Here is a 17,063-nt window from a genome sequence, read left to right as displayed (position 1 = left end):
CGAAAAGGAGGCGTCGTCGTCATGAACTCCAAGGTCAGCGGATAAGTCGAGCGTCTGCCGGTTCTGACCGGCGGCCCTGGCTCGGGCAAGACCACACTGATCAATGCACTTCAGCGAGCTGGTTATGCTCGGTCCTGGGAGGCTGGCCGCGGCATCATTCAGGATCAGGTCGCTATCGGTGGGCGCGCCCTACCATGGTGCGATCCGATCGCCTTTGCTGAACTAATGCTGTCTTGGGAGATGCGCTCTTACCGTCAGGCGCAGGACCAAGCCGGCCCGGTATTCTTCGATCGCGGGCTACCGGACATCGTCGGGTATCTGCGGATGCTCGATCTGTCGGTGCCGCTCAATCTCGTGAAGGCGATCAAACTATGCCGATATAACAAACGCGTCTTCATCGCACCTCCATCGCCCGAGATCTTTGAGCAGGATCAGGAGCGCAAACAGACGCTCGATGAGGCCGAAAGGACTTATAACGCGATGGTGGCGACTTATACTGAGTATGGCTACCAACTGGTCGAGCTTCCGCGCAAGCCGGTCGAGGAGCGCGTTCGTTTCATAGTTGAATCGATAGGCCGACAGGTGGTCTCCACCTGACGGCAGGCGATGCGGAAAGGAGCGGCTGGATCGGTACGGCCGCTGTCGCGAACGGGTCGGTATGGCCACCTCGCCGGCGCTGACGGTGCCGACCAGACTGCTACCACCGGCCCGGCCGGTCGGCCGCGCCCACCCGCGTCCGTCCGCGCGTCGGCAGACATTAGCATCACTGCCGCGTCGGAATATTTCCGCGCATCGTAGCCTTGCGCGGCGTAAACTCTGTCAGGTCAAAGGATGACCCTCCACTCTATTCAAGAAAGTTGGTAGGCCCCATGCCACCCCCCAGGTCCTACGTACCAGTGCCGCGACAGAATTGCAGCAAGTCCCGTCCCACCACGGCCATGTCGACCGGGGTTCGACCATCACCCGCCCGTGTGAACGGATCAGCGCTTCAGAAACAGTCTCAGTGGCTTGCCCGCGCGGCCGATGCCGAACGCATTGGCGATGGCGTGGAGGCTGAATTGTGTCGGCAGTCAGCGGAAACCTGATGTACGTGCGGCGGGCTGTCGATGAGGAAGGCGAGGTGTTGGAGGTGCTCGTCCAGCACCGGCGCGATAAGGCCGCAGTCTGCAAGCTGATGCGTAAGCTGCTGAAGAAGCACGGTTTCGCGCCCACCCAGGTCACTACCGACAAGCTCCGTCCATACGGGGCCGCCTTCCGTCAACTTGGTCTGACCGCCCGCTTTGCAAGTTCTACTTGCAGGCTCAGTTTCTGTGACAAAGCCCCCCGCAGCGGTGATCAAGCTGGCGCGAATACCGACGGAACTCTCAACCTTGTATAGGCTGACGCGGGCAGTTCGTCAGCAGGCGCGGCGCGGCTTCGGTCACGAGAACGATCTCGCTCACGGCGACGCCGCGCGCCGACGCGTACATGTGGAACACCTGACCCGGTTCCAGAATGAAGTCGGCGGCGGGATGAAAGGACTGCGAGAAGTCGCTTGGGCGCGGCGTGCGGGCGTAGAGGCCCATGGCATAGCCAGTCACGTTGCCGTACTCGGCCCGCAATCCGGCGGCTAGCACTGCTGTCCGCAACAGTTCATCGACGTCGCGGGCCGTACCGCCCGGCCACATGGCGGCGATCTGCCGGTCCTGAAACGCCACCAAACGGTGGAAGGTCTCCAGCGCCTCAGCTGGCGGGTCTCCGACGAATACCGGCCGCATCAGCCTGGCCCCGTAGTTCCCGACTCTCGGCGTCAGCTCGGCATGCAGGATATCGCCCGGCATCAACGTCCGGTCGAGGCCGCTGCCATGCAGGAAATCGACGTGGCCACCCGCTCCATGGCCGCCCGACACCAGGATCGGTCCCGGTCCGCCATCGTCCGCGCCGAGCCGGAGCTGTGCCGCGGCAGCCATTGCGGCCACGTCCCGCACCGTCTGGCCGGGACGCACCTGTCCTTCCAGACCGAGCATGCACCGGTCTGCGATCTTCGCCGCCGTTGCAATGGCGTCGATCTCGTCAGCGAACTTGCAGGCGCGCAAGCCGTCGCTCAGCCCGGGCATCAGGACAAAGCGGGCATTGGGGAGCAGTTCGGCAAGGCGACGCGCGGTGGCGACCGTATGACCGTAGGACATGGGATCGACGCCGATCCTCCCGTCGGCAAGTCCGCGCGCGGTGAGCGCGTCCGCCACTGCGCCATGCGGTTCCTCATGGTCGTCGAAGGTCACCACGTCACTGAACCAAGCCCCGGACCGGCAGGGACCGGCGTCGATCGAGCGAAGGACGAAGCAGGGATTGTCTGTCTTCGGCACAATGACGGCGCGGTAGAGCGTCTCCGACACGGTGTAGCCGCTGATCCAGGCGATCAACTCGGCATGGTCGGACAGGAACGCGTCGCAATCCTGCGCCGCCATGGCGTCGCGCAGCCGGGCCAACCGCGGCGCGAAGCGGCCAGCCGTGCCGTCGGTCATCCGCAAATCTCCAGGATGGTCAGCATGTAGACGCGGATCATGTCGAGGTAGTCGTCGATGTCGACCCGCTCATCCGGCATGGTGTTGTAGCGTCCGCCGGGACCGCAGACGACGCCCTCCATGCCTCCGGCATGCTGCAGGTGGCCGGCGTCGGTGCCGTAGAAGCCCGGCGGGGTGATGGCACCGGTCGGCTGGTCGGTGCCGCGCACTGCGTGGTAGGCGCGGTTCACCGCCTGCACGATCCGGCTGTCCTTCGCCACCTCGAAGGTCGGCATGGTCGGCGTGCCGCCGCGGTCTTCGGAGAAGACGCTGGCCTTCAGCCCCGGGAAGCGCGCCTCCAGCGCGTCCAGCTCGCGCCGCAGGTCGGCCAGCGCTCCCTCCTCGCTCTGGCCGGTGGCGTAACGGGCCGAGCCCTTGATCCGCACGAAGTCGGCGACCTGCGGCGACCGCCACTCGTGCAACTCCTTGCCCAGCGCGCCGTGGACGACGCCAACATGGACGCGGTTGATGGTCGCATGCTCCGGCGACTTGGCGCCGGACAGCGCCATGGCGTTCAGACGCGGGATCAGGTCGCAGGCGGCGGCGATGGCGTCGACCGCCTCCTCGCGCTTGGACAGGTGGCGGGTGTCGCCGACCAATTCGATGACGAAGCTCAGCGCCGCCGCGTGCATCGTCATCGCCTGCAGGTCGGTCGGCTCGCTGTTGATGAAGCAATCGGCGCGCAGCCCCTGTTCCATCAGCGCCAGCGTACCGACGCCGCCCTGAAGCTCGCCCACCACATAGGTCAGGATGACGTCGCCGCGCAGCCTCACCCCGGCGTCCATCAGAGTCTTGACCGCGCAGAAATAGGCGGCGTCGCCCGCCTTCATGTTGGAGCAGCCGATCCCGTAGATGAAGCGGTCGTCGATCTTTCCGCCCCAAGGATCGACGGTCCAGCCTTCGGTCACCGGGTTGGTGTCGATGTGGCCGTTGAACAGCAGGCTCTTGCCGCCACCGGTGCCGCGCCAGCGGCCGACGGCGTTGACCCGACCGCCCGGCACCGGCGTCAGCTCCGCCTCAAGACCAAGGGTCGACATGGAGGAGGCCATGAAGCGGGCCAGTTCGCGCTCGCCTTCGGTCTGGCTGTAGCTCTTGTGCTGGACCATGCGGGACAGGAAGGCGAGGGCAGCTTCCGTATCGAGACGGGCAAGAATGTCTGCTGTGTCCATGGGGAAGGTTCCTAGCGGGTCAGCCGACCGGGGTCGGGGAGGCGGCCATCAGGTCGCGCGTGTAGGGGTGGACATGGTCGGCGTCGACCGCGTCGATGGGCAGCAGATCGACCAGTTCGCCCCGGCGCATCACGGCGATGCGGTGGGCGATCTGGCGGATCAGATTGATGTCGTGGGTGATGAAGAGATAGGCGGCTCCGGTCTCGGCCCGCAGCGACAGCAGCAGCTCGATGATCGAGGCCTGGACCGACACGTCGAGCGGGGCGGTGATCTCGTCGCAGATGACCAGCGACGGCCGGGCGGCGAAGGCGCGGGCGATGGCGACCCGTTGCTTCTCGCCGCCGGAGAGCTGGTGCGGCCAGCGCTTGGCATAGGCAGCCGGCAGGCGCACCTGTTCCAGCATCCGGCCGATCTCGGTGCTGAGGTCGGCTGAGCCGGTGCCGAACAGCTTCAGCGGACGCGACAGGATCTCGCCGACTGTCTGGCGCGGATTCAGCGAGCCGTCGGGATGCTGGAAGACGATCTGCACCGCGCGGCGGTAAGCGCCGTCCATGTCGCGCGCCGAGGCGATCGGCCGGCCGTCGAAGCGGATGCCGCCGGAGAAGTCAGCCAGACCAGTCAGAGCACGCGCGATGGAGGATTTGCCGGAACCGGACTCGCCGACGATGCCCAGGATCTCGCCGGCCTTGATGTCGAAGCCGACCGCGTGGGTCGCCGGCGGCGGAGGCGGACGGAACAGGCGCGGCCGGGCATAGCGGACCGAGACCGCTTCGGCCGCGAGCAGGACGCGGTCTCCCGGCCGGTCGTGGACCAGCCTGTTTTCCGGGCGCGGCACCGCCGCCACCAGCTTGCGCGTCTCCTCGTGAGCGGGGCGAGAGAAGATCGAGGCGGCCGGCGCCTCCTCCACCAGCCGGCCCTTCTTCATCACCGCCACCCGGTCGGCGACGCGCGAGACCAGGGCGAGGTCGTGCGAGATGTAGAGCGCCGCCACCCCGGTCTCGGCGCGCAGCCGGGCGAAGAGGTCGAGGATGCGGGCGCCGGTGATGACGTCGAGCGCCGTGGTCGGCTCGTCGAAGACGATCAGTTCCGGCCGGCAGCCGAAGGCGGTGGCGATGAGGATGCGCTGTTTCTCGCCGCCCGAGATCTCGTGCGGATAGCGCCGCATCAGCGCCTCGGGATCGCGCAGCTCGACATGGCCCAGCAGTTCGAGCGCCAAGTCCCAGGCGGCACGCCGGGTCAGGCCGCGGTTGTTGACCAGCGTCTCCGTCACCTGCCTGCCGACGGTCAGCGTCGGATTCAGCGCGGTCGAGGGATCCTGGAACACCATGCCGATGCGCCGGCCGCGAATGCGGGTCAGCGCGCGCGGCGGCAGGCTGCGCAGGTCGGTGTCGCCGAGCCGGATGCTGCCGGACAGCTCGCGGGCGTTCTTCGGCAAGTGCCGCATGATCGCCCAGGCCAGCGTGCTCTTGCCCGAGCCGGATTCGCCGACGAGCCCCAGCACCTCGCCGGGCGCGATGTCGAGGCTGATGTCTTGGAGGACCCGCAGAGGACGGCTGCCGGTGAGATAGTCGAGCGTGTAGTCGCGCAATGAGAGGACTGCGGTCATCGTTCGTCCCGCGGGTTCATGGCGTCGCGCAGCCCGTCGCCGAGCAGGTTGAAGGCGATGGCGGTCAGCGCGATAGCCAGCGACGGCGCGATGATGATCCAAGGCGCCTGATGGACGTACTGGCGCGCCTCCGACACCATCAGGCCCCATTCGGACGCCGGCGGTTGGGCGCCGAGGCCGAGGAAGCTGAGGGTGGCGAACAGCATCACCGCGAAGGAGACGCGGATCGTCGCCTCGATCACCACCGGGGCCATCACGTTGGGCAGCATCTCGCGGAAGATGATCCAGGGCGCGCTCTCTCCGCGTACCGTGGCCGACTTGACATAGTCCTGGCCGCGGACGGTGAGGGCCACCGCGCGGGTGACGCGCGCCATGCCGGGCGCGAAGGTGACGGCGATGGCGATCATCGCGTTGCCGGCGCCGTTGCCCAGCGTGCTGACCAGCAGCAGGGCGAGCAGAAGGCCGGGCACCGCCATCACCGCGTCGATGGTGCGCATGATCGCCTCGTCCCAGCGCCCGCCGAGATAGGCCGAGGCGGTGCCGACCACTGCTCCGGCGACGGTGCCGAGCAGGGTGGCGGCCAGCGCCATCGGCAGGGTGGAACGGGCGCCGACCAGCAGGCGGCTCAGCACGTCGCGGCCGAACTGGTCGGCGCCGAACCAGTTCTGGGCGCCGAGCGGGCGGAAGCGGCCGAGGAAATCCATCTTCTCCGGATCGTGGGGCGCCAGCCAGGGGCCGAACAGGCACACCGCGGCCAGGATCGCCAGCAGGAACAGGCCGATGGCGCCTTGCGGCGTTCGCATCAGGCGGCGCAGCAGGTCAGTCATAGCGGATCCTCTTGTCGAGGAAGGCATAGGCGACGTCGGCCAGCGTGTTGGCGACGGCATAGGTCGCCGACATGATGAGGGCGCCGGCCTGGATTGACGGCAGGTCGCGGGCGGTGACCGCCACCATCAGCTGCCGGCCAATGCCGGGAATGGCGAAGATCTCCTCAATGACGATGATGCCGCCGAGCAGATAACCGACATCCAGCGCCACGATGGTGACCACCGGCAGCAAAGCGTTGCGCAGGGCGTGGCGGACCAGCACCGTGCGTTCCGGCAATCCCTTCAGCCGGGCGGCGCGGATGTAGTCGCTGTGCAGCACGTCAAGCGTCTCCGACCGCACCATGCGGGCGACATGCGCCACCAGGATCAGCGAGGCGGTCAGCACTGGCAGCGCCAGATGCCGCACCGCGCCGCCGAAATCCTCAAGGGGCGAGACGTAGCCCGTGGCAGGCAGCCACTGCAGGGTGTCGGCCAGCAGCATGGCGAGCAGCGTTGCGGTGACGAATTCCGGGAAGGAGACGCCGAGATAGGAGATCAGCCCGGTCGCCATGTCGGCCAGCTTGCCCTGGCGCACCGCCGCCACCATGCCCAGGGGCACGGCGATCACCAGCATGACCAGGATGGCGGCGACGGCCAGCAGCAGCGAACGGCCGAGCGCCGTCAGCATCTCCGGCCCCACCGGCTGGCCGGTGCGCATCGACAGGCCGAAATCGCCGGTCGCGGCGTGCCCGACCCAGCGCAGATACTGCCACCAGATCGGGTCGCCGAGGCCCAGCCGCTCCCGGATTGCGTTCAGCGCCTCGGCGGTGGCGTTCTCGCCCAACAGGGTGACGGCGGCGTCGGCCGGCAGGGCCTGGGTGATGCCGAAGACCAGCACTGACACGATGAAGACCGTGTAAAGGATCAGCGCCAGCCGCCGCAGGAGCCAGGAAGCGCTCACGGCCTCAACCCCGCTTGGGCGCCGCGGCCCCGAGCGAGACGAAGTCGAGGCGGAACACCGAGCCGCGCGGGTGCAGCTCGTAGCCCTCGACGTAATCGCGACGCGCCGCCAGCAGGTCGAAGAAAACCGGGATGACCGACGGCACCTCGTCATGCATCAGCTGCTGGGCCTTGGTGTAGAGGGCAGCGCGTTCAGTCTCGTCGGTCTTGGCCCGTGCCTCGGCGACCAGGGCGTCGAACGCCTTGTTGTTCCAGCGAGTCTCGTTCCAGGCGGCTTCGGAGGTGTAGAGCAGCGAGAAGACGGCGTCGGCCGTGGCCTGCATATTGTAGAAGCCGACGTAGAAATTGCCCTTCTTCCACACCTGATCCAGGTAGGTGGCGTGCGGCATGGTCTGCACCTGGATGCGGAAGCCGGCGGGCTTCGCCATCTCGCGGATGGCGACCGCCAGCTCGGTGCGGGTGCCCGGCTTGTCCGACGCGATCATGGTCAGGTCGACGCCGTTCGGATAGCCGGCCTCGGCCAGCAGTTTCTTCGCCTGGGCGAGGTCGGCCTTGCGCAGCGGCTGCTCGCTGTAGAAGCGGTAGGCCGGGCTGATCGGCGTGTCGTTGCCGGGGGTGCCGTAGCCGCCGGCGACGAAGCCCACCATCGCCTCGCGGTCGACGGAGAGCGCCAGCGCCTTGCGGACGCGCGGGTCGGAGAAGGGCTTCTGGTCGCAGCCCATGTTGACGTTCAGGAACTGGCCCGACGGCACCCGCAGCGCCTTGACGCCGGAGGCCTTCTCCAGCCGCTGGTATTCGCCGGGCGCTGTGCCCATCATCAGGTCGATGTCGCCGGAGATCAGAGCCGAGGCTTCGGCGGTGCGGTCGGGATAGACCAGCACCTCGACGCTGTCGAGATAGGGACGGGCCGGGTCGTAATAGGCGGGGTTGCGCTCCACCACGATCTTGCGGTCAGGTTCGAAAGAAACCAACTTGAACGGCCCGGTGCCAACCGCGCTGCGCGACAGGCTGTCGAGGTCGGTCTCGATCACCTTGGCCGGGATGATGCGGGCATTGGTGTAGGCCAGCGCCACCGGCAGGTCGGCATAGGGTGAGGTCAGGCGGAACAGCACGGTCCGCTCGTCCTTGGCCGTCACCTCCTTGATCGGGCCGACATTGGTGCGGCCCGGCGAGGCGGTTTTGGGATCGAGGATGGCGGTGAAGGTCGCGACCACGTCCGCAGCGGTGCAGGCGGAGCCGTCGTGGAAGGTCAGCCCTGGCCGCAGGACGAAGGTCCATTCGGTCAGCGTCTGGTCGGCCGACCAGGATTCGGCGAGGTCCGGTTCCACCTTCATGCCGGCGGCGAGCCGCGTCAGGCCGGAATAGAGCAGCTCGGCCACCAGATATTCGGGGTTCACGCGGGTGCGCAGCGGATGGATGACGCTGGCGGCCTGGTCGACCGAGATGCGCAGCACGCCGCCGCGGCCCGGCGCCGATTTGGCTGAGGCCGATTGGGCGAAGGCCGGCGATGCACCCGGCAGACCGAAGGCGGGCAGGGCGCCGAGGCCGGCGGCGGTCCCGGTGAGGAAGAGGCGGCGGGTCACGGAACTCATCGGTCGGACTCCTTCTGCGGGCCGCGGCCTGAGGTCGGCACGGCGTTCAGATCGGTATTCTCGGGGATCAGGTCAGGAGCGAAGCCGGCCGCCAGATAGGCCAGCACGCTCTGTGCCAGGGCGATGATGTCGGCGACTGTGGTGTGTTCGTCAGGGGAATGGACGTTGCGCTCCGGCCGGCCAAGCCCGGTCAGCAGCACCTCCTGCATGCCGGTGCGCTGGACCCAGCCGAAGTCGGAGCAGCTGGCCGCCCCCCAGGCGCGGAACTGGTCCGGGCGATAGCCGAAGCCGGCCGACAGCGCGGCCTGCCAGCGTGGCCAGTGCGGGCCGGTCGGATCGCCGGTCGGGGCGAGATGGCCGACCAGTTGGATGTCAACCGCGATGTCGGGAGCCCCGGCCATCGCCCGGGCGATGGCCGCCTCGATTTCAGCCCGTGCCTCCTCGTAATCCTCTTCCGGCGCGTAGCGGCGGCAGACCAGGATCTCGAACAGCGAGGGCACCTGCCCGCCGCAGATGCCGCCATGGGCGGCGGCGATGTCAAGCCGCGCCGTCAGCGGGCCGGATGCGGTCGGCGGCGGCGGCAGGGCCGAGGTCCGTTGCGCCACCACCGGCTTGAGGTCGGTCAATGCCTGGAGCAGCGGCAGCGCCGCCTCAATGGCGTTCACGCCGGAGCCTGAACGGTTGCCTTCGCCGGCATGGACGGTGTGGCCGTGCAGCCTGACCAGCAGGTTGAACAGGCCGAAGCAACCCGCCCAGATGCGTGGTGCCGCACTGCCGTTGAAGTTCAGGATATGGCCCTTCAGCAGCCCCTGCTCGGCGAGATACCGCACGCCGGGATAGAGCCCACCCTCCTCGTCGGTGCAGAACAGCAGCATCGGGTCGTAGGCCAGCGGCAGGTTGCAGGCCTCGGCAGCCCGCAAAGCCAGCAGCACGGCGGCGATCGTGCCCTTCATGTCGGCGGCGCCCAGACCGTACAGCCGGTTGCCCTCGCGGGTCAGGCGGAGCGGAACCTTGTCCCAGCCGGCGGCGGCGGGCACGGTGTCGACATGGAAATAAAGCCCGAGAACGGGCTTGCCCGTCTCCCGCTCGCCGATGAGATTGGTGCGCCGGCCGGACGCCGGCCCGTTGGGCACCTGCCAAAGGGCGTCGGGGACGACGATCCGGCTGGACCGGAAGCCCAGCGGCGCGATCAGCTCATCCATCAGGTCGGAAGGCGTCATAGCCGGCACCGGGAGGAAAGGACGTGTCGACAGCAATCATACGGGCAAGATCGGCCACAGCAGGTTCGGCCGAACCCGCGATCCATGCCATGGCAGCATCAAGGGAGTCGTCGCCCGTGCGCTGGCCGTATCCGTGCGGATTGTCCATGACTCCCTCGCCATTTTCTATATTCTATAAAGAAATGTGACCGGCGCACAAATCTTTGTCAATCATCAACATTCGAGCAATTTCTGACTATTTTTGAGGCGGTGATGAACAAAAAGGCGGCAAACATGGCGGGCGACCTGCCGATCCCACTCTATGAGCACGTCAAGCGCCGCATGGCGGAAGCCATTCTGCTGGGTGAATGGCCGCCCGGCATGGTGCTGCCGGGCGAAGTCGCGCTGGCCGCCGACTATGGGGTTGCGGTGGGAACGATGCGCCGTGCTCTGGCCGACCTGACCGCGGACGGCATGCTGATGCGCAGGCGCAAGACCGGGACGGTGGTCACCGGGCGCACGCCGCAGCACAGCCTGCGCTTCTTCTTTCAATATTACCGCCTGCATGGCGGCGATGGTCGGCTGCTGTCGTCCGAGGCGGTGGTGACGGAAATCATGTGCAGTCCGACGACTGCGGACGAGGCCGCCCTGCTGGGCGAGGAGCCGGGGGAGCCGCTGATCCGCATCACACGGCTGCGCCGGGTGGAGGGGCGGGCGGTGATGCGCTCCCATATCGCGCTGGTGGCCCGCCGGGTGCCCGATTTCCCGCTGGATCCGTCACTGGTGCCGCAGCGGCTCTACCTTCATCTGCTCGACGTTCACGGCATCCGCATTTCCGCCGTGCGCGAGCGGGTCTCAGCCGGACTAGCCACTGCCGAGGATCGCGCCGACCTTGGCGTTCCCGACCCGACGCCGCTTCTGGTAATCGACGAGGAGGCGTTCGACCAGACCGGAACCTTGACCATCATCAGCCACCACAGGACGCTGACGGACGATCACAGATATGTAAACGAAGTGCGCTGACGGACGAGAAAGCAAACAGGGCCAGGCTGGCGCCGATCCCGCCCCGGCAACCGGTCAAGGGAGGCGACCGGACCTTCCGCTTGAGCGGTACCGCGCACAGCATCGACGCTGTGAGAACAGCGGGAGTTGGACGCGGCCGCCGTTGTCCGCATGGGCTTTCGCAGCACGCGATGCGGCATCCTGGGCGCCGACCATGGTGCGCGCAGTTCCGGAACGAACCTGCTCGCCAGCGACCGTGACGACCCAGGCCCACAAGTCCGGCCCCCGCCAGATCACCGCCAGGTCGCACCCGTGGATCCGCAACACCGCGTGTCGAATCGTCCAGTCCGTCATCGTTGGCATGGCGGCGCCCCCATGAGTTCGGCTTGCTGTAACACAGGATCAAGGGAGCCAGCCAGTAGCGACCAGCTGTCGGTGCCGTTCTGGGTGGTGCGGTTGCCGATCAGCAGGATGACGTCGGCCTTCTCGACCATCGGGCGGAGGTGGGTGGGACCGCCGGTGCCCTTGAAACAGCCGCCCGGGCCGAACGACAGCGGGTGACGCTCGTCTACCGCCCCCTAGCCCATGGCGGTGGTGGGGATGGGCCGGTCTATGTCTCCTTCGACGTCGACTGCCTCGACCCGGTGTTCGCTCCGGGCACCGGTACGCCGGAGGTCAGCGGGCTGATCACGCGGGCGGCGATCGAGCTTCTCCGAAGGCTGGCCGGGCTCGACGTCATCGGCGGCGACGTGATTGAGGTGGCTTCGAAGTATGACGCCACCACAACCACCGCCCAGACAGGGGTGCAGATGCTGTTCGACATCCTGTGCCTCGCCGTCAAAGGGTTCGGCAGCAGCGGGGCTGATCCCTGCCGGCCGGTCGAGCGACCGTCCGCAGGAAGGCAGCCTGCGCGACGGTCACTGGCTTTGAGGGGGTGAGGACACATTTGCAGTAGAGACTCTGCACCGTCACCTCGTCGACCTTTCCAGCCCGAATCCGGCGGCAAGCTCGCGTGTTTTGCCAGTCAGCACTGAAACGTCGGTGCCGACGGCGACGAATCTTGCCCCCAGTTCAAGATAGTGCCTTGCCAGTGCCGGATCGCCGGTCAGGGCCCCGGCCGGGCAGCCCGATGCGGTCAATCTGACGATTGCATCGTCGACCCGCCGACAGATCTCCGGATGCCCAGGATTGCCGAGATGGCCGAACGACGCCGCAAGGTCGGCCGCGCCGATGAACACACCGTCGACGCCGGGGGTGTCGGCGATGGCATCCAGATTGTCCAACCCCTCGCGGCTTTCCACCTGAACCAGGAGGCAGACCTCCGCGTCGGCCTTTCCAGGATAGCCGGGAATGCCGTTCCAGCGGGATGCGCGTGCCAGCCCGCTGCCGACACCGCGCCTGCCATTCGGCGGATAGCGTGTCGCCTTGACCAGTTCGGCCGCCTGTTCCGCGGTATCGACCATCGGCACCAGCAGGGTTTGGGCACCGATGTCGAGCAACTGCTTGATCAGAACCGGATCGCCGACGGGCGGCCGGACCACCGGCTGGCTTCGGTAGGGGGCAACCGCCTGAAGCTGGGCCAGGATGCCGCGCAGGTCGTTGGGAGCATGCTCGCCGTCGATCAGCAGCCAGTCGAAGCCGGCGGTGGCGCAGATTTCCGCACTGTAGGGATCGGCCAGCGCCAGCCACAGCCCTATCTGCGGCTGCCCATTGCGCAATGCCGTCTTGAAGCGGTTCTCCATCATTGCCTCCCCTCGTCCGCTGCCGGGAAGCCGAACAGCCTGGCCGGATTGTCGACGAGGATGCGCCTGCGCTGCTCATCGTCCGGGGCGTATCGGAACAGCAGTTCCATCAGGTCGGCGTCGTTGGGCGGCTGGCGGGTGGAAACCGGATGGGGCCAGTCGCTGCCCCAGATGCAGCGGTCGGGCGCGGCCTCGATCAGCGTCTGGGCCAGCGGGACGACATCGTCCCAGGGCGGCCCGGCCTTCGAGGTCTTCTCGCCGAGCGACAGCATGACCCAGACGTTGCCGGTGTCCAGCAGTTCCAGCACCTTGCGGAGGTTTGGGTCATCGAGGCCGCGTTGCGGATCCGGGCGTCCCATGTGGTCGATCACCACCGGCACGTCGAGTTTCTCGAAGGGTGCGATTGCGGTCAGGAAATCGTCTGGATGCGGCTGGACTTTGACGTACCAGCCCAGTTCCCGCACCTTGCCCAGCGCCCGTTCGATGTCCTGCGGGCTCAGCGTGATGCCGAGGCCGGCGCGCGAAAAGCGCGCCCCGCGCACCCCGGCGGCGTCCAGCCGGTCGAGATAGGAGTCCGACGCCGTCTTCAGCACCGACGCGTTGGCACAGCCGCGGTAATTGGGGCCGGCGGCGGCAAGGCCATCGAGGACCACCTGATGGTCGGCACCGTAGGTCGTCGCCTGCACGATGACGCCGCGCTGCAGCCCGAGAGTGGCATGCAGCGCCAGGGCACGCTCGATGGTGGCGGACGGCATCTCGTAGACGGCGCCCGGCTGGACCGGGTAGCGTTCCCTCGGACCGAAGACGTGGAACTGGCTGTCGCAGGCCAGCGGCGGCAGCGACACCGACGGGGTGCGCGGATGCGGATCGAACGGAAAATAGTCTGGCATGGCGGAGAACCCATGAGGCTTGCGGTGTGGTCAGCCGATCACGGCCATGAAGTCGCATTGGACGAGCGACGGTCCGTCGGCGGTCAGGGGCTGCGCATGGCGGGCCGGCCGTGAGTCCGGATCCGGGAACATCCTGATCCACTCCTCGTTCAGGGCCTCGCGCCGGGACCGGTCGCGCAGCCAGACCGTCATCTTGATGATGTCGTCAGTGCTGCCGCCGCCGGCCTCGACGATGGACCGGACATGGGCGAACATGTGGGCGCATTGCGCCTCCAGCGTCTGAGCCACCGCACCGGTGGCCGGGTCGACGCCCAGAATGACGCCGGAGACCAGCAGGTTGCCGATGCGCGAGGCGTTGGGGATCGGGTTGACGTGCTTGAAGCCGTGGACAGTGACGCTGGTCCTGCGGGACATGGCGGGGGCGGAGGACATAAGGACGGGCTCCTCAGGAAAAGCGGCAGGAAACGGACCCGAAGGGGCCGTAATCGGCATGGATGGTGTCGCTGGCGGACACATCGATCGGCCGGGTAAAGGAACCGGCGAGGACGATCTCCCCCGCCGCCAGCGACTCGCCATGGGCAGCGAGCTTGTCGGCGAGCCAGGCGATCCCCATCGCCGGGTGATTGAGCACGCCGGCGGCGACCCCGGTTTCCTCGATGCGGCCATTGCGGAACAGGAGTGCCGCGATCCAGCGCAAGTCTGCCTCCCCTGGACGGACGGGCCGGCCGCCCAGGACCAGGGCGGCGTTGGCGGCATTGTCGGAGATGGTGTCGACCACCGTGCGCCCGACCCCGGTTTCGGGATCGCGGCGGTGCATGCGCGCGTCAAGGATTTCCAAGGCCGGCGTGACGTAGCGGGTGGCGTCCAGAACGTCGTAGAGCGTGCAGCCCGGCCCGCGCAGAGGCTTGTCGAGGATGAAGGCCAGTTCGACCTCCACCCGCGGCTCGCGGAAACGCGAGGCGGCGATCACGTCGCCGTCGTGATGGACCATGTCGTCGAACAGCACACCGTAATCGGGCTCGTCGATGCCGACGGCTGTCTGCATGGCGCGCGAGGTCAGGCCGATCTTGTGGCCCTTCACCACGCGACCGGAGGATATCTTCAGTTCGGCCCAGGCGCGCTGGACGGCGTAAGCGTCCCTCAGGGTCATTTCCGGATGCTCGCGCGTGAACATCCGGAGCGGCGTGCCGGTCCGCTCGGCCTCATCGAGACGACGGGCCAGCCCGGCGATGGTTGCTTCAGGCAGCATGGCTCACTCCTCGTCAACAACGTCGTTGCGCAGGGTGCCGATGGCGGTGCATTCGACCTCCACCCGGTCGCCCGGCTCCAGCCAGCGCGGCGGGTCGAAGCGGGCGCCGGCGCCGGTGGGCGTGCCGGTCAGGATCAAATCACCCGGCATCAGCGTCGCGAAGCTCGTCAAATAGGCGATCAGGTCGGCGAACGGGAACATCAGGCGGCCGGTGTCGTCCTGCTGGCGCAACTCGCCGTTGACCCTGGTGGACAGGTCGAGGGGACGGTCGAGCGCCAGTTCGTCGGCGGTGACGATCCAGGGGCCGATGCTGCCGGAGCGGTCGAAGTTCTTCCCCTGCGTGACGTTGAACTTGCCATGGCGCAGCCAGTCGCGGACCGTGCCCTCGTTCGCCAGGGTCATGCCGAAGACGTGGTCAAGCGCCCGCTCGGCGGTCACATGGCGGGCCGCCTTGCCAATCACCAGCACCAGTTCGCCTTCGTAATCGAGCTGTTCGGACTGGCGCGGCCGCACGACCGGCTGGCCGTGGCCGACGAAGGAGGTCGGCGCCCGGACGAACAGGCTCGGGTATTTTGGCAGGTCGGAATTGTCGCGGTATTCGGCGTTGCGGTCGCGGTAATTGACGCCGATGCACCAGATTTTCTGCGGCTCCGGGATCGGCGGCAGGAAGATCACCTCCGTCGGATCGTGATCGACAACACCATCGGCGGCAGCAAGCACGCGGCGGGCGGTCTCCAGCGCATCGGCGGCAATGAGGGCGCGCAGGCTCGGGAAGTCGACACCGATCCGGGCCGTCAGGTCGACGATGCCACGGTCGGTCATGGCGCCGTAGCGGGCCTGACCGTCAGGAGACCCGGGCGGCAGGTAGCTCAGCAGTTTCATAGCGGTTTTCCGTTGTGTGCCTGGACGATCAGGCGTGCTGGGACTTGGACGCGATCCGGTCGGCGTGCGTGTGCGCATCCTGGGTGCCGCCCATGGCACCGCCATGATCGACCAAGTCAGCGTCGGCGGCATCGGCATCGGCATCCAGCGAGCGACCGCGGGTTTCCGGCAGGACCAGAGAGGCGATCAGAAACAGGACGGCGGCCGGCAGGGCGATCAGCATGCCGTCGGCAAGGTGCCCGCCCATGCCCGATGCCGCGATCGGGACGATCACCGGGGCGAGGCTGCCGGCAGCGCGCCCGGCCATGTAGATGGTCGAGACCGCGGTGGCACGCACATTGATCGGATAGAGTTCCGAGAGCCATGCGCCGACCACGCCCAGGGCGGAGTTGCCGACCGCGAACAGCACGGCGATCCATAGCAGAGGCCAGGACAGCAGCGAGCCGGCGTACTGCGTGCCGTTGGCGGCGTAGAGGAGACCGAGGCTGGCCAGCCACGCCAGACACGGCGCGACGGCACCGAAGCGGCGGCCGAAGCGGTCGTTGCACCAGCCCATCACGATGTAGCTGATGCCACCCACCACCGAGGCGACGACCATGGTGACCTGCACCGCTTCCGGCGGCGTCGCCAGCACCCGCAGCATCAGGGTCGGCATGAAGACGATGATGCTGTAGTAGCAGAACATGTAACCGATCAGCCAAACCAGCGAGACCGTGGTGACCCAGGCCAATCGCCCGCGGAAGAGAACCGCCAGCGGGTTGCCGGTCCGCACCGCTGCCGGAACCTCGCCGCTCCTGCGCTTGCGGTCGAACTCGATCCAGGCCTTCGATTCAGGCATCCAGAAGCGGATGAAGATCATCAGGATCAGCGGCGCACCGCCCGTCAGCAGCCCGACGCGCCACCCCATCTCCTGTCCGAATCTGGAGATCGCCCAGATGCCGATGATCGACGCGCAGGAGGAAGCGACCACCGCCGATCCTTGGATCAGCGCGCTGCCTAGACCACGGCGGCGCGGGTTCCAGGTTTCGTTGAACAGCACCATGCCGGCGCCCCATTCACCGCCAAGGCCGATCCCGACCACGAAACGCAGGACGGCCAGGGACCAGTAGTCCCATGCAAAGGCCGAAGCGACGGAGCCGACCGCGAATAGGCCGAGCGTGAATTGCAGGGACGCCTTGCGGCCCATGCGGTCGCCCAGCCATCCGAAGAGTGCCCCACCCAGGACCGACCCGAACAGGGTGCAGCTGGTGATGCTGGCGACCTCCGTCAGCGAGATGGACAGGGAATGCTGAATCGACGGCATCAGGTAGGGCATGATGAGCACGTCGTACAGGTCGAGCGCAAAGCCGAGCATGCAAGAGACGATGATGGCCGTGCGTTGGAATGACGTGTAGGTGTTCGCGGATGACTCCGGCATAGGGGG

17 protein-coding genes and 1 pseudogene are annotated in these 17,063 nt (G+C 67.4%); 4 read left to right on the top strand and 14 right to left on the bottom strand.

The genetic code is table 11. The annotated features are described in order from the left end of the window. Positions 1-54: 54 nt before the first annotated feature. Complete coding sequence (locus tag ACCD06_RS23260) at positions 55-597, top strand: AAA family ATPase (protein ID WP_413344085.1); 543 nt, start codon at positions 55-57, stop codon at positions 595-597. Positions 598-1,066: 469 nt separating this feature from the next. Beyond that, positions 1,067-1,288 (top strand): annotated as a pseudogene (locus tag ACCD06_RS23255) (DDE-type integrase/transposase/recombinase); the annotation flags it as partial. Between the two features lie 76 nt (positions 1,289-1,364). Here the strand turns inward: ACCD06_RS23255 and ACCD06_RS23250 are convergent. The 8 genes from ACCD06_RS23250 to ACCD06_RS23215 are packed head-to-tail and all read right to left on the bottom strand — an operon-like array spanning position 1,365 to position 10,044. Next, complete coding sequence (locus tag ACCD06_RS23250; RefSeq protein ID WP_413343853.1) at positions 1,365-2,504, bottom strand: M24 family metallopeptidase; 1,140 nt, start codon at positions 2,502-2,504, stop codon at positions 1,365-1,367. Further along, entirely contained in the window at positions 2,501-3,712 is a 1,212-nt protein-coding gene (locus tag ACCD06_RS23245; protein ID WP_413343851.1) for a M20 family metallopeptidase, read from the bottom strand. The genes ACCD06_RS23250 and ACCD06_RS23245 overlap by 4 nt, the downstream gene beginning before the upstream one ends. Before the next feature lie 19 nt (positions 3,713-3,731). Beyond that, the gene (gene nikE, locus ACCD06_RS23240; RefSeq protein ID WP_413343849.1) at positions 3,732-5,318 is read right to left on the bottom strand and encodes a nickel ABC transporter ATP-binding protein NikE; all 1,587 of its coding nucleotides are present in this window, start codon (positions 5,316-5,318) and stop codon (positions 3,732-3,734) included. Beyond that, entirely contained in the window at positions 5,315-6,145 is an 831-nt protein-coding gene (locus ACCD06_RS23235) for an ABC transporter permease (protein WP_413343847.1), read from the bottom strand. Before ACCD06_RS23235 ends, nikE begins: the two co-directional genes overlap by 4 nt. Continuing rightward, on the bottom strand, positions 6,138-7,085 hold the full coding sequence (locus ACCD06_RS23230) for an ABC transporter permease (protein WP_413343845.1): 948 nt from the start codon (positions 7,083-7,085) through the stop codon (positions 6,138-6,140). Before ACCD06_RS23230 ends, ACCD06_RS23235 begins: the two co-directional genes overlap by 8 nt. A 4-nt stretch (positions 7,086-7,089) precedes the next feature. Further along, positions 7,090-8,676, bottom strand: a complete 1,587-nt coding sequence (locus tag ACCD06_RS23225) for an ABC transporter substrate-binding protein (RefSeq protein WP_413343843.1) — start codon at positions 8,674-8,676, stop codon at positions 7,090-7,092. Then, complete coding sequence (locus ACCD06_RS23220; RefSeq protein WP_413343841.1) at positions 8,673-9,896, bottom strand: M20 family metallopeptidase; 1,224 nt, start codon at positions 9,894-9,896, stop codon at positions 8,673-8,675. Before ACCD06_RS23220 ends, ACCD06_RS23225 begins: the two co-directional genes overlap by 4 nt. Further along, positions 9,871-10,044: a hypothetical protein gene (locus ACCD06_RS23215; RefSeq protein WP_413343839.1), complete on the bottom strand. Its 174-nt coding sequence runs from the start codon at positions 10,042-10,044 to the stop codon at positions 9,871-9,873. The genes ACCD06_RS23220 and ACCD06_RS23215 overlap by 26 nt, the downstream gene beginning before the upstream one ends. 125 nt (positions 10,045-10,169) lie before the next feature. Between ACCD06_RS23215 and ACCD06_RS23210 the strand changes: the two genes are divergently transcribed. Both ACCD06_RS23210 and ACCD06_RS23205 read left to right on the top strand, forming a co-directional pair. Then, the gene (locus ACCD06_RS23210) at positions 10,170-10,898 is read left to right on the top strand and encodes a GntR family transcriptional regulator (RefSeq protein ID WP_413343837.1); all 729 of its coding nucleotides are present in this window, start codon (positions 10,170-10,172) and stop codon (positions 10,896-10,898) included. A 536-nt stretch (positions 10,899-11,434) separates the two neighbouring features. After that, positions 11,435-11,815: an arginase family protein gene (locus tag ACCD06_RS23205; protein ID WP_413343835.1), complete on the top strand. Its 381-nt coding sequence runs from the start codon at positions 11,435-11,437 to the stop codon at positions 11,813-11,815. Positions 11,816-11,845: 30 nt separating this feature from the next. Here the strand turns inward: ACCD06_RS23205 and hpaI are convergent, their stop codons facing one another. Genes hpaI through ACCD06_RS23175 form a run of 6 tightly spaced genes read right to left on the bottom strand, consistent with a single transcriptional unit; the run spans position 11,846 to position 17,057 of the window. Beyond that, the gene (gene hpaI, locus ACCD06_RS23200; RefSeq protein ID WP_413343833.1) at positions 11,846-12,622 is read right to left on the bottom strand and encodes a 4-hydroxy-2-oxoheptanedioate aldolase; all 777 of its coding nucleotides are present in this window, start codon (positions 12,620-12,622) and stop codon (positions 11,846-11,848) included. Beyond that, positions 12,619-13,509, bottom strand: a complete 891-nt coding sequence (locus ACCD06_RS23195) for an amidohydrolase family protein (RefSeq protein ID WP_413343831.1) — start codon at positions 13,507-13,509, stop codon at positions 12,619-12,621. Before ACCD06_RS23195 ends, hpaI begins: the two co-directional genes overlap by 4 nt. A 30-nt stretch (positions 13,510-13,539) precedes the next feature. Continuing rightward, entirely contained in the window at positions 13,540-13,941 is a 402-nt protein-coding gene (locus ACCD06_RS23190) for a RidA family protein (protein ID WP_413343829.1), read from the bottom strand. Between the two features lie 13 nt (positions 13,942-13,954). Next, a complete protein-coding gene (gene hpaH, locus ACCD06_RS23185) occupies positions 13,955-14,758 on the bottom strand; it encodes a 2-oxo-hept-4-ene-1,7-dioate hydratase (RefSeq protein ID WP_413343826.1) in 804 nt (267 codons plus the stop codon). A gap of 3 nt (positions 14,759-14,761) precedes the next feature. Beyond that, positions 14,762-15,640: a fumarylacetoacetate hydrolase family protein gene (locus ACCD06_RS23180; RefSeq protein WP_413343824.1), complete on the bottom strand. Its 879-nt coding sequence runs from the start codon at positions 15,638-15,640 to the stop codon at positions 14,762-14,764. Between the two features lie 28 nt (positions 15,641-15,668). Further along, positions 15,669-17,057: an MFS transporter gene (locus tag ACCD06_RS23175; protein WP_413343822.1), complete on the bottom strand. Its 1,389-nt coding sequence runs from the start codon at positions 17,055-17,057 to the stop codon at positions 15,669-15,671. Between the last annotated feature and the right edge of the window lie 6 nt (positions 17,058-17,063).

Origin of the sequence: Azospirillum sp. CT11-132, assembly GCF_047302835.1 — a bacterium.
Lineage (GTDB): Bacteria > Pseudomonadota > Alphaproteobacteria > Azospirillales > Azospirillaceae > Azospirillum.
This window is presented reverse-complemented; position numbering and strand designations above follow the sequence as displayed.